We start from the raw sequence: 10,589 nt of genomic DNA, 5'->3' as shown, positions 1-10,589 counted from the left end.
CGTCGCCGAGCTGCGGGCCCGGATCGCCACCGTCTTCCAGGACTTCGTCTCCTACGACCTGTCCGCCGGCGACAACATCGCCCTCGGCGCGCTGAGCCGCGCGGCCGCCGACCCGACCGCCGTGCCCGTCGCGGCCGGCCGGGCGGGCGTGCACGAGACGCTGGCCGCGCTGCCCGACGGCTACCGCACGATGCTCAGCCGCACCTTCCTGGAGCGGCCCGGGCAGCCCGACGCGGCCGGCGTCCTGCTCTCCGGCGGGCAGTGGCAGCGGGTCGCGATCGCCCGCGCGCTCATCCGCACCGATGCCGACCTGCTCATCCTCGACGAGCCATCGTCGGGCCTGGACGCACGGGCCGAGGCGGAGGTGCACCGGACTCTGCAGGAGCTGCGGGCCGGGCGGACCAGCCTGCTCATCTCGCACCGGCTCAACACGCTGCGCCGGGCCGACCACATCGTGGTCCTCGACGGCGGCCGGGTGGCCGAGCAGGGCGACCACCACGCGCTCATGGGCGCCGACGGCATCTACGCGGAGCTGTTCCGGCTGCAGGCCGAGGGCTTCGCGGACGCCGCCACGACGCAACGGGGAGAGGCATGAACGACATCCGGATCGAGGTGCTCGGCCCGCTGGAGGCCGCCGTCGGCGGCCGCCCGGTCGCGCTGGGCGGCCCGAAGCAGCGCGCGGTACTCGCCGCCCTCCTGCTCGCCGAGGGCCGCCTGCTCACCGTCGAGCATCTCGTCGACGTGCTCTGGCCCGAGGACCCGCCGACGACCGCGATCACCAAGGTCCAGGGGCACGTCTCGGCCCTGCGCAAGGCCCTCGCCGAGGCCGGCTGCGCGACCCCGGCCGACGTCCTGGTCACCCGGGCCCCGGGCTACCTGCTGCGCGGGCCGGCGCTGCGGACCGACCTCGACGCCTTCGACCGGCTGGTGTCCGACGCCGCCGCCCGGACGCCCCGGGACCCGGCGGGGGCGCTGCGGCTGCTCACCGCCGCGCTGGCGCTGTGGCGCGGGCCTGCCTTCGCCGACGTCGCCGCGCCGGCGATCCAGGCCGCGGCGGCCCGTCTTGCCGACCGCCGGCTCGCCGCGGCCGAGGACCGGGCCGAGATCGAGCTCGGGCTGGGCCGGCACCGGGAGGCGCTGGACCAGCTCGGCTCGCTGCTGGACGAACACCCCTTCCGCGACCGTCTGCGGGAACTGCACATGCTGGCACTCATCCGAATGGAGCGGCCGATGGAGGCAATCGTCTCGTACGAGCGCTGTCGAACGATCCTCAGCCGCGAGCTCGGCGTCGAGCCCTGCGGCCGCCTGCGCCGCCTGGCCGCCTCGATCGGGTACCCGTCGTGACGCCGGCCGCGGACGGGGCGGGCGTCGTCCTGCGCGACGTGGTGAAGACCTTCCCCCTCGGCGACGGGGAGCGCCTGGCCGCCGTCGACGGGGTGAGCCTCACGCTGGAGCCGGGCAGCCTGACGGCGCTCACCGGGCCGTCGGGCTCCGGCAAGTCGACGCTGCTGCACCTGATCGGGGCGATCGAGCGGGCCGACTCGGGCTCGATCGCGGTGGACGGCCGCGAGCTGACCGCCGCGAGCCGCGCCCAGCTGGCCGCCTACCGGCGCGGGGTCGGCTTCGTCTTCCAGCGCTTCCACCTGCTGCCGGCCCTGACCGCGCTGGACAACGTGCTCGTGCCGGTGCTGCCCTACCGCAACCTGGGCTTCGACCGCGCCGAACGGGCCCGCGAGCTGCTCGACGCGGTCGGGCTGGCCGGCCGGGAGAGCGCGCTGCCGTCACGGCTGTCGGGCGGGCAGCAGCAGCGGGTGGCCATCGCCCGCGCGCTCATCACCCGCCCGCGCCTGCTGCTGGCCGACGAGCCGACCGGCAACCTCGACTCGCACACCGGCCGCGCGATCCTCGACCTGCTGCTCGGCCTGCGCGAGCGGCATCACGTCACGATCGTGCTGAGCACGCACGACGCCTCCATCGCGGCCGAATGCGAGCGGGTGGTCGACCTGCTCGACGGCCGGCCGGCGGTCCGGTGACGGCGATGGCGTGGGGGATCGCGGCGGCCGCTGTCGTGGTCGGGGCGCTGCTGGCGGTACGGCGGCTGCTGCTCGTCGTCACCGTCGCCGGCCCGAGCATGAAGCCGGCGCTGCCGCCCGGCAGCCGCCTGCTGGTCCTGCGGGTCCGGCGGCTGCGCATCGGGCGGGTCGTGGTGCTGCACCCTGTCGCCGGCCAGTCCGACCTCGGCAGCGAGCTGATCGTCAAGCGGGTCGCGGCCCTCGCCGGGGATCCGGTGCCGGACTCGGTGCTGGCCGCGGTCGGCGGGCGGGCGGGCGACCGGGTGCCGGCGGGCCGGGTCGTCGTGCTCGGCGACCATCCGTGGGCCAGCGCGGACTCGCGGCACTGGGGCTTCGCCCTGGTCACCGACGTGGTCGGCGTGATGGCCGGGCGGCTGGCATGAACGCGCCCCGGAACCGGAGACCGGCCCGGGGCGCGTCCGCTACGCGGTCAGATGGGCCAGCAGTAGGTGACGTTGTTGTTCTCTTCGTAGTTGCAGCACTGCTCGACCCACCCGGGGTGGTAGTTCTTCCAGCAGGTCTTCGCCTGCGCCGTCCTCGTCGGCACCAGCGCGCCGAGCATCCGGTCGCCGGCCGCCCTGAGCTTGTTGACCATGAAGGTTCCCTCCGCTGTCCACCGGCCCGGTGTCGGTGGTTGGTCGGAGTCTGCGGAACCGGGCTAACGATTCGTTACCGTTTCGCTCCCCTCAGGAGGGTCAGTTGATCTCGCTCATCCGCGCGCAGCTGCGCTTCCGGCGCGGCCGGCTGGTCGCCACGATCGTCGCCGTCGCCGTCGCCGTCGCGAGCTTCGCGCTGCTGGCGTCGGCCTCGCGCGGCTCGCAGGTGCGGGTCACCGGCACGGTCAAGGAGAACTTCCGGCCGATGTACGACATCCTGGTCCGCCCGCCGGCCGCCACCACCGAGAACGGGCTGATCAGCACCGACCGGGTCAGCTCGACCTACGGCGGGATCAGCGAGGCACAGTGGCGGCGGATCCTCGACATCCAGGGCGTGTCGGTGGCGGCGCCGGTCGCGATGGCGGGCTACGTCATGCAGACCGCGGTGATCACGGTCGACCTCACCGAGTACGCGGCCCAGGGCGGGCGCCAGGTGCTGAAGCTCCGGCCGACCTACGCCGGCGACCGCGGGCTGAGCAGCATCCCCGACGGGTCGAAGTACCTCTACGTCACCCCGAACAACCTGGAGTACGTGCCCGGCGAACCATGGGTCGAGGGCAAGATGTACACGAACGCCGACATACCGAAGGCGCCCGAGATCCACGAGCACGGCCCGAACGGCGTCACCGCCGTGTGCGAGCACCAGACCGGCTACGAGGAGAACGTCAAGCCCCTCGCGCCGGAGGACCGCACGGAGGCGAACTGCTGGTCGAGCGACCCGGCGTCGAGTGCCAACACGGCCAAGCGGGCCCAGGTCCAGGTGCTCTTCCCGATCCCGCTGCTGCTGGCCGCCGTCGACCCCGCGCAGGAGGCGAAGCTCGACCGGCTCGACGGGGCGGTGACCTCCGGGGCGTACCTCCCCGAGTCCGACCAGTCCGCCGGCATCCCGGTCCTCGCCTCCGGCCGTCTCGACCTCGACCAGCAGGTGCGCATCGAGATCGAGCGCCTCGGCGGCGACGCGGCCGAGCGGACCGCCGCCGGGATGCGGCTCGACAACGCCGCTCCCTACTACGACACCATGCCCGCCACCCCGCTGGCCTCGCGCTCCTACACGGCCCAGGACGTGTACCCAGCCCTCCTCGACGCGATCGCGCACCCGGTCGCCGACCTCGACCGGTGGCCGACGCAGGAGGGCACCTCCGTCGTCGGCGAGTGGTGGACGACCAGCCCGATGACGCTGTCGGGCCCCGGCCGCACCGCCGACGTGGTGCCCTACAGCGGCGGCGAGTGGGGCAAGGTCTGGCACGACATACCGGCGGGCAAGCCGCTGCCGATGGGCCTCGCCGACGACCCGGTGCGGGCCATCGTCCGGCACGGCACCGACCAGCCGAAGCAGCAGCGGACCTTCCTGCGCGGTGTCGGCGTCTACGACCCGGCCAAGGTCCAGCTCGGGCCGGAGCTGTCGCGGCCGCCCTTCGACCTCTACGCGGGCGCCGAGGCGACCGGGGCCGACCCGGCGGCGCGCAAGGCCCTGGGCGACCGGGCGCTGCAGCCGACGACCGATTTCGCGGGGCCGCTCGGGCAGCGCCCGCACCTGCTCACCACGCTTTCAGCCCTGGCCAAGCTCCAGAGCGCCCCGTACGAGAGCCTCGACGCCGCGCACGGGGTGAACAAGGACGCGCCGATCTCGATGGTGCGGGTCCGGGTCGCCGGCGACGTGGGCATCGACGCCTTTTCCCAGGAGCGGGTGCGGGCCATCGCCGACCAGATCCACCTGGCCACCGGCCTGCGGGTCGACCTCGTCGGCGGCTCGTCGGCGGCCGGCGTGGCCGAGCAGCTGCCGGCCGGCCAGTTCGGCCGCCCCGCGCTGGCGGTCCGGGAGAACTGGCTGCGGCTGGGGGTCGCCACGACGATCGTGGCGGCGGTGGACCGCAAGTCGCTGGTGCTGGCGATCCTGGTGCTCATCGCGTGCGCGCTCGCGGTCGGCAACGCGGCCAGCGCGGCGGTGCGGACGCGGGCCACCGAGCTCGGCGTGCTGGCCTGCCTCGGCTGGGCCCGCTGGCGGCTGTTCGCGCTCGTCACCGGCGAGTCGGTGACCGTCGGTGCGGTCGCCGGCCTGCTCGGCACCATCCTGGCGCTGGCCCTGTCCCGACTGCTCGGCGTGTCCCTCGGCGCCGACTACGCCCTGCTCGCGATCCCGGCCGCGCTGCTGCTGAGCGGCCTGGCGGCGCTGCCACCGGCCTGGCGGGCGACGCGGGCCGACCCGGGAGCGGCGGTTCGCCCGGCGGTCGTACTGGTCCGCCGCCGCCGAGTACCCCGCCGCGTCTCGGGCCTGGCGATGGGCAACGTGCTGCGCTCGCCCGGGCGGACCGTCCTCGGCGCGGTGAGCCTCGCCCTCGGCATCGCCGCGCTGACCCTCCTGGTGATCATCAACCTGACCTTCCAGGGCAGCGTCTCCGGCACCGTCCTCGGCGACGCGATCACCGTGCAGGTCCAGAGCACGGACTACATCGCGGCGGTCCTCACCACCCTGCTCGGCGCGGCCACGGTCGCCGACGTGCTCTACGTCAACATCCGCGAGCGGGCCGCCGAGTTCGCGCTGCTCGGCGCCGTCGGCTGGGCGGATGCCCCGCTGGCCCGGCTGGCCGCCTATGAGGCGCTCGCCATCGGCGTCCTCGGCGCGACGACCGGGGTGGGCGTCGCGCTCGGGACCGCCGCCCTGCTGAGCTCCGAGCTGACCGCCGTCTCGTACGCGGTCGCCGCCGCCGCCGCGCTCGCTGGCGCGTTGCTGGCGGTGGCGGCGGCGATCCTGCCGGTACGAACGCTGCGCCGATTGCCGACCGCCCGGCTACTGGCTGAGGAGTAGCGCGTGACGGCTTCGCGCAGCGGACACCTCCCGGCCGACAGGCTCCGCCTGTACTCCGAGGGTCACGGCGACACCACTGCTGCTCGTCCCCGGCGCGTTCATCGGCACCGACTCGGTGCGGCAGTGGATCGACCCGAGCGTGGGGAAGGACGTCAGGTCCGGTCGTCGGGGCGACCCTTGGCGATCCGGCGCAGGTAGTGGTCGACCTCCCGGCGGTTGTACCCGCGGAGGGTCACCCGGAAGCTGACCGCCTGGGCGTCGGCTTGAGCCCTGGCCCGTCGGGTCGGGTCGTCGGACGCGATGTCGTCATTGGCCGTCTGGACGAACTTGTCGACCGCGGCCCGATCGTAGCCATGGAACTCGGTCGTGAACTGCGTCATACCTGCGATTGTGCGCCTCCCCGGAGCGCAGTCGAACTTACGCGTGTCGAACAATCCGATTGCCGGCGCCTCGACGGCACCGCGGTCGGGTGAGGACACGGCTGGAGTCGCAGCGTGGCGGCGTGGGGTTGTGGCGGGAAACTTGCGGTACGTGGCTTTCACGCCACTGTCGTGCCGGCCCGCATCGGTGTGAGGCTGCACGGGTGAGGAGGGGCGGCTGTGGCTGACGGGGTTCATCGAGTCGTGGTGCTCGTGCTCGATGGGGCCAAGCCGCTCGACGTAGGGATTCCGGCGCAGGTGTTCACCAACCGGCCGAGCATGCCGTACGCGGTGCACGTGTGCGGGGCCGCGCCCGGGCTCGTGGCCGGTGGGGACGGGCTCGCGTATCACGTGGCCGAGGGGCTCGACGCGTTCGATGCGGCCGACACCGTGTTCATACCCGGGTACCGGAATCCGGATCGTGAGGAGCCGCCGGCCGAGGTCGTGGCCGCCCTGCGCGCTGCCCACGCGCGCGGGGTGCGGCTCGCCGCGATCTCGACCGGGGCGTTCGCGCTCGCCGCGACCGGGCTGCTCGACGGCAAGCGGGCCACCACGCACTGGCATTACACGCGTGAACTGGCCCGGCGCCATCCCGCGATCCTCGTCGACGAGGACGTGCTGTTCGTGGACGAGGGGGAGGTGCTCACCTCGGCCGGGGCGGCCAGCGGGATCGACCTCTGCCTGCATCTCGTGCGCCGCGATCACGGGGTCGCGCTCGCCAACCATGTGGCCCGGCGCCTCGTGGCGGCGCCGTACCGCAGCGGGGGACAGGTGCAGTACATTCCGCGCAGCGTGCCCGAGGCGGTCGGCGAGCACTTCGCGGCGACCCGGCAGTGGGCGCTGGAGCGGCTCGACGAGCCGCTCGCCCTCGAGGATCTGGCCCGCAACGCCAACGTGTCGGCGCGGACGTTGTCGCGGCGGTTCGTGGAGGAGACCGGGTACACGCCGACGCAGTGGATTCTGCGGGCGCGGGTGGACCGGGCGCGGGAGTTGCTCGAGCGCAGCGGGCTCGGGGTGGAGCAGATCGCGGCGCGGGTCGGGCTCGGGACCGGGTCGAACCTGCGGCTGCACTTCCAGCGGATTCTGGGCACGTCGCCGAGCGAGTACCGCAAGACCTTCGCACGCCCCGGCGGCGCGATGTCGGCAGAGACGCGGTCGGGTGGCGCGATGCTTGCGGAGACTGGCGAACCTTCCGCTGTCGTCTGATCGGGCAGACCGGCACGATTGCCGCATGTCTGGACGAATTGCTATCAACGGGTTCGGGCGCATCGGGCGCGGCGTGCTGCGCGCGATCGTCGAGCGCAACAGCGACCTCGAAGTCGTCGCCGTCAACGATCTCGCGGCGCCGGCGGCGTTGGCGCAGCTGTTGAAGTACGACACCACGCTCGGGCGGATCGGGCGCCCCGTCGCGGTCGAAGGAGACGACCTGCTCGTCGACGGGCGGCGCATCCGGGCGCTCGCCGAGCGCGAGCCGCTCAAGCTGCCCTGGGCCGAGCTCGGCGTCGACATCGTGCTCGAGACCACCGGCCGGTTCACCGCCGCCGACGCCGCCCGCGCACACCTCGAAGCCGGAGCCGAGCGGGTGCTCGTCGGCGCCCCCTCGGCCGGGGCCGACGTGACGCTCGCGTACGGCGTGAACACCGAGGCGTACGACCCGTACCACCACACGATCGTGTCGAACGCCTCCTGCACCACCAACGCGCTCGCGCCGCTCGCCGCCGTGCTCGACGGGCTGGCCGGGATCGAGCACGGGTTCATGACCACCGTGCACGCGTACACCCAGGAGCAGAACCTCCAGGACGGCCCGCACCGGGACCCGCGCCGCGCCCGGGCCGCCGGGGTGAACATCGTGCCGACCACCACCGGCGCCGCCAAGGCGATCGGGCTCGTCCTGCCGGGCCTGGCCGGACGGCTGTCCGGCGACTCGATCCGGGTGCCGGTCCCGGTCGGCTCGCTGGTCGAGCTCAACGCGACCGTCGAGACCGAGGTCACGCGCGACGCCGTGCTGGACGCCTACCGGGAGGCGGCCGAGGGTTCCCTCAAGGGCATCCTGTCGTACTGCTCCGACCCCATCGTCAGCGCCGACATCGTCGGCGATCCGGCGTCGTGCATCTTCGACTCGGCGCTGACCAGGGTCGACGGGCGGCACGTGAAGGTCGTCGGCTGGTACGACAACGAGTGGGGCTTCGCCAACCGGGTCGTGGACACCCTGACGCTGATGAGTGCCAAGAGGATCGCCTAGCGCGGGCCGTGATCCAGGTCACCATCGCGGAGCCAACCTTACGTGGCGTCGTGCGTCTATCGCTGCGAGAGCCGTACCTCGTCCATTGGAGTGCCGTGATGCGCCTGAAGGTCCGTTCCGTTGCTTACGTCGTGTGTGGGGCTGCCGTCGCCGCGATCGGCACCGTGTCCGCCGTCGCGTTCGCCGGCGACGCTCCACCGCCGTCGCCGGTGCCGTCACCGGTGTCGGCGTCGGTCGTGCCGTCACCGGTGTCGGCGTCGGTCGTGCCGTCGCCGGTGTCGTCGTCGGCGGATCCGTCGCCGGTGCCCTCGCCGGGGTCGGCTGACCTGTCGCCGGTGCCGTCGCCGGGGTCGGCTGGCCCGTCGCCGGTGCCGTCGCCGGGGTCGGCTGACCTGTCGCCGGTGCCGTCGCCGGGGTCGGCTGGCCCGTCGCCGGTGCCGTCGCCGGGGTCGGCTGGCCCGTCGCCGGTGTCGGCGTCGGTCGTGCCGTCGCCGGTGCCGCGGCGGTGACCCCGGCTCGGCGCCGCGGTACCGTCGCGTGTCTGTCCCCTGACCTGCGAGAACCATGACGCTTTCGCTCCGCCTGCCCTGGCCGCTGCTGCGCGTGCTGCGCTCGGTGGTGTCCGGCACGTCCGCTTCCCGAGGCACCCCGCAGCGGGACGGTCCGCCGGCGATCAACGAGCTGTACCACGCGCGGCGGCTCAGCCTGGTGCGGCTGGCCGTCCTCATGGTCGACGACCTGCCCACCGCCGAGGATGTCGTGCAGGACGTGTTCGCCGCGCTGTACCAGCGGCACGGGGCGGACCTGCACACGATCGCCGATCCGCACGCGTACCTCACGGCGGGCGTGATGAACGCGGCGCGGTCGGTGCTGCGCCGGCGCCGCACTGCCCGCGCCTACGTGCCGCCGCCACCGCCAACCGTGCCGGCCGCCGAGGAAGAGGCCCTGCTGCCGGAGGAAGACCACGAGGTACTCGCGGCGCTGGGACGGCTGACCGTCCGGCAGCGCCAGGTGGTGGTGCTGCGGTACTGGTCGGAACTGTCCGAGAGGGAGATCGCTGAGGTGCTGCACGTGTCGCGCGGTACCGTGAAGTCCACGGCCAACCGGGCTCTGACAATCCTGCGTGACGCGTTGTCGGAGTCGCGACGATGAACGTCGACATTGAGGGGCGCCTGCGCTCGGCGCTCGCCGCACAGGCGGCCCGCGTCACCCCGGAGCGGCTGCGGCCGGCGGTCCCCCCGACCGCGCTGACCGTGCGCCGTCCAGCGTCCATGTTCGTGCGACGTGCCGGCTGGGTCGCCGCGATGCTGCTGCTCGTGACCGTCGCGATCGTCACGCTGCGTCCAACCGGCTCGGAACCGCAGCAGCCGCCGACCGTAGTGACGCCATCGCCGTCCGGCTCGTACGACCCGCCGTCACCGTCGTCGCTGCCGCCGGCCTCACCGAGTCCCGCCGCGCGCTCACAGGATGGCGTCATACCGTCCCCGGGTCACTCGGTCGCGTCCCCGGACATCGGCTCGCCGGCGCCGCAGCCGTCGTAAGGAACTCTTGACTAGGCCATCGAAGTTCGTTAAACCCGGCTAAGACATGGTCACTCGTCAATGGAGGACATCGTGGTCCGATTGCGTGTCGCTGCCGTGCTCGTTGCCGTCGTCACCGCGCTCGCCGTCTCGGCCAACCCGGCGCGGGCCGCTGACGATCCAACCGCGCCGACGAACGGCCCGTGCCAGTACACGCCGACGCCCGATGACCCGGCGGTGCGCCCGGTGCCGCTGCCGCCCGACCCGCGGCGCACCCCCGATCGCGGCACGGTGGCGGTCACTCTGATCACCAACCTGGGCCTGATCCCGCTGACGCTCGACCGGTCGCTGGCGCCCTGCACGGTGCAGAGCTTCCTGCACCTGACCCGCCACGGGTTCTACAACTGGACGATCTGCCACCGGCTGACCACCTATCCGACGCTGAAGGTCCTGCAGTGCGGCGACCCGAGCGGCACCGGTGAGGGCGGTCCGGGGTACCGCTACAAGGACGAGCTGCCGACCAGCCTGCCGCCGGCGCCGACCGACCCGACCGGCGTGCGCAAGGTGTACGCGCGGGGCGTGCTGGCGATGGCCAACGCCGGCCCCGACACGAACGGCAGCCAGTTCTTCCTGGTGTTCGCCGACTCTGCGCTGCGGCCCAACTACACGATCTTCGGTAGCGTGCGGCCGCTCGGCCTCAATACGCTCGATCGCATCGCCGCGGGCGGCGTGGCCGCGACGCCCGACGACCCGGCCCCGGTCGACGGCGCCCCGGCCCTGGGCACCCGCATCGTCCTCGCGATCTGACGCACGGCCGCTCCGATCGGCACCGTCGACAGGTCTATCCCATGAGCCACGACCAGACCCCTGATCG

Annotated in this window: 13 protein-coding genes; 11 read left to right on the top strand and 2 right to left on the bottom strand. The window is 73.4% G+C overall.

Annotated elements, in window-relative coordinates; all coding sequences use genetic code 11:
• The 4 genes from ABD352_RS27320 to ABD352_RS27305 all read left to right on the top strand — a co-directional run.
• A partial coding sequence (locus ABD352_RS27320; RefSeq protein WP_344615345.1) for an ATP-binding cassette domain-containing protein occupies nucleotides 1-595 on the top strand: 595 nt, incomplete at its 5' end.
• Nucleotides 592-1,344 (top strand): AfsR/SARP family transcriptional regulator, encoded by a 753-nt coding sequence (locus ABD352_RS27315; RefSeq protein ID WP_344615344.1) that lies wholly within the window; start codon nucleotides 592-594, stop codon nucleotides 1,342-1,344. The genes ABD352_RS27320 and ABD352_RS27315, both read left to right, overlap by 4 nt.
• A complete protein-coding gene (locus ABD352_RS27310; protein ID WP_425553654.1) occupies nucleotides 1,341-2,033 on the top strand; it encodes an ABC transporter ATP-binding protein in 693 nt (230 codons plus the stop codon). The genes ABD352_RS27315 and ABD352_RS27310 overlap by 4 nt, the downstream gene beginning before the upstream one ends.
• A gap of 5 nt (nucleotides 2,034-2,038) precedes the next feature.
• Nucleotides 2,039-2,455 carry a S26 family signal peptidase gene (locus ABD352_RS27305; protein ID WP_344615343.1) on the top strand — a complete coding sequence of 139 codons (417 nt, stop codon included), beginning with the start codon at nucleotides 2,039-2,041 and terminating at the stop codon, nucleotides 2,453-2,455.
• A 47-nt stretch (nucleotides 2,456-2,502) separates the two neighbouring features.
• Here ABD352_RS27305 and ABD352_RS27300 read toward each other — a convergent pair whose 3' ends face one another.
• Entirely contained in the window at nucleotides 2,503-2,667 is a 165-nt protein-coding gene (locus tag ABD352_RS27300; RefSeq protein WP_344615342.1) for a hypothetical protein, read from the bottom strand.
• Between the two features lie 104 nt (nucleotides 2,668-2,771).
• Between ABD352_RS27300 and ABD352_RS27295 the strand changes: the two genes are divergently transcribed.
• Nucleotides 2,772-5,534, top strand: coding sequence for an ABC transporter permease (locus tag ABD352_RS27295; protein WP_344615341.1), 2,763 nt, complete (start codon nucleotides 2,772-2,774; stop codon nucleotides 5,532-5,534).
• Between the two features lie 152 nt (nucleotides 5,535-5,686).
• On the opposite strand, the gene ABD352_RS27290 is transcribed toward ABD352_RS27295, so the two are convergent.
• Nucleotides 5,687-5,914 (bottom strand): DivIVA domain-containing protein, encoded by a 228-nt coding sequence (locus tag ABD352_RS27290; RefSeq protein ID WP_344615340.1) that lies wholly within the window; start codon nucleotides 5,912-5,914, stop codon nucleotides 5,687-5,689.
• 219 nt (nucleotides 5,915-6,133) lie between these two features.
• On the opposite strand from ABD352_RS27290, the gene ABD352_RS27285 reads away from it, so the two are divergent.
• The 6 genes from ABD352_RS27285 to ABD352_RS27260 are packed head-to-tail and all read left to right on the top strand — an operon-like array spanning nucleotide 6,134 to nucleotide 10,522.
• Nucleotides 6,134-7,159 carry a GlxA family transcriptional regulator gene (locus ABD352_RS27285; RefSeq protein ID WP_344615339.1) on the top strand — a complete coding sequence of 342 codons (1,026 nt, stop codon included), beginning with the start codon at nucleotides 6,134-6,136 and terminating at the stop codon, nucleotides 7,157-7,159.
• Nucleotides 7,160-7,184: 25 nt separating this feature from the next.
• Complete coding sequence (gene gap, locus ABD352_RS27280; RefSeq protein ID WP_344615338.1) at nucleotides 7,185-8,195, top strand: type I glyceraldehyde-3-phosphate dehydrogenase; 1,011 nt, start codon at nucleotides 7,185-7,187, stop codon at nucleotides 8,193-8,195.
• A gap of 8 nt (nucleotides 8,196-8,203) precedes the next feature.
• Entirely contained in the window at nucleotides 8,204-8,704 is a 501-nt protein-coding gene (locus tag ABD352_RS27275; protein ID WP_344615337.1) for a hypothetical protein, read from the top strand.
• 55 nt (nucleotides 8,705-8,759) lie between these two features.
• Nucleotides 8,760-9,347: an RNA polymerase sigma factor gene (locus ABD352_RS27270; protein WP_344615336.1), complete on the top strand. Its 588-nt coding sequence runs from the start codon at nucleotides 8,760-8,762 to the stop codon at nucleotides 9,345-9,347.
• Nucleotides 9,344-9,736 carry a hypothetical protein gene (locus ABD352_RS27265; RefSeq protein ID WP_344615335.1) on the top strand — a complete coding sequence of 131 codons (393 nt, stop codon included), beginning with the start codon at nucleotides 9,344-9,346 and terminating at the stop codon, nucleotides 9,734-9,736. The genes ABD352_RS27270 and ABD352_RS27265 overlap by 4 nt, the downstream gene beginning before the upstream one ends.
• 60 nt (nucleotides 9,737-9,796) lie before the next feature.
• Nucleotides 9,797-10,522: a peptidylprolyl isomerase gene (locus tag ABD352_RS27260; RefSeq protein ID WP_425553652.1), complete on the top strand. Its 726-nt coding sequence runs from the start codon at nucleotides 9,797-9,799 to the stop codon at nucleotides 10,520-10,522.
• Nucleotides 10,523-10,589 lie beyond the last annotated feature (67 nt).

Source organism: Dactylosporangium salmoneum, from assembly GCF_039532525.1.
Taxonomy (GTDB): Bacteria; Actinomycetota; Actinomycetes; order Mycobacteriales; family Micromonosporaceae; genus Dactylosporangium; species Dactylosporangium salmoneum.
This window is presented reverse-complemented; position numbering and strand designations above follow the sequence as displayed.

What these genes read in the sequence shown, in the direction of transcription:
- ABD352_RS27305 (WP_344615343.1), top strand. Translation starts at nt 2,039, where the DNA reads ATGGCGTGGGGGATCGCGGCGGCCGCTGTCGTGGTCGGGGCGCTGCTG.
- ABD352_RS27315 (WP_344615344.1), top strand. Translation starts at nt 592, where the DNA reads ATGAACGACATCCGGATCGAGGTGCTCGGCCCGCTGGAGGCCGCCGTC.
- ABD352_RS27265 (WP_344615335.1), top strand. Translation starts at nt 9,344, where the DNA reads ATGAACGTCGACATTGAGGGGCGCCTGCGCTCGGCGCTCGCCGCACAG.
- ABD352_RS27260 (WP_425553652.1), top strand. Translation starts at nt 9,797, where the DNA reads ATGGAGGACATCGTGGTCCGATTGCGTGTCGCTGCCGTGCTCGTTGCC.
- ABD352_RS27290 (WP_344615340.1), bottom strand. Translation starts at nt 5,914, where the DNA reads ATGACGCAGTTCACGACCGAGTTCCATGGCTACGATCGGGCCGCGGTC.
- ABD352_RS27270 (WP_344615336.1), top strand. Translation starts at nt 8,760, where the DNA reads ATGACGCTTTCGCTCCGCCTGCCCTGGCCGCTGCTGCGCGTGCTGCGC.
- ABD352_RS27300 (WP_344615342.1), bottom strand. Translation starts at nt 2,667, where the DNA reads ATGGTCAACAAGCTCAGGGCGGCCGGCGACCGGATGCTCGGCGCGCTG.
- gap (WP_344615338.1), top strand. Translation starts at nt 7,185, where the DNA reads ATGTCTGGACGAATTGCTATCAACGGGTTCGGGCGCATCGGGCGCGGC.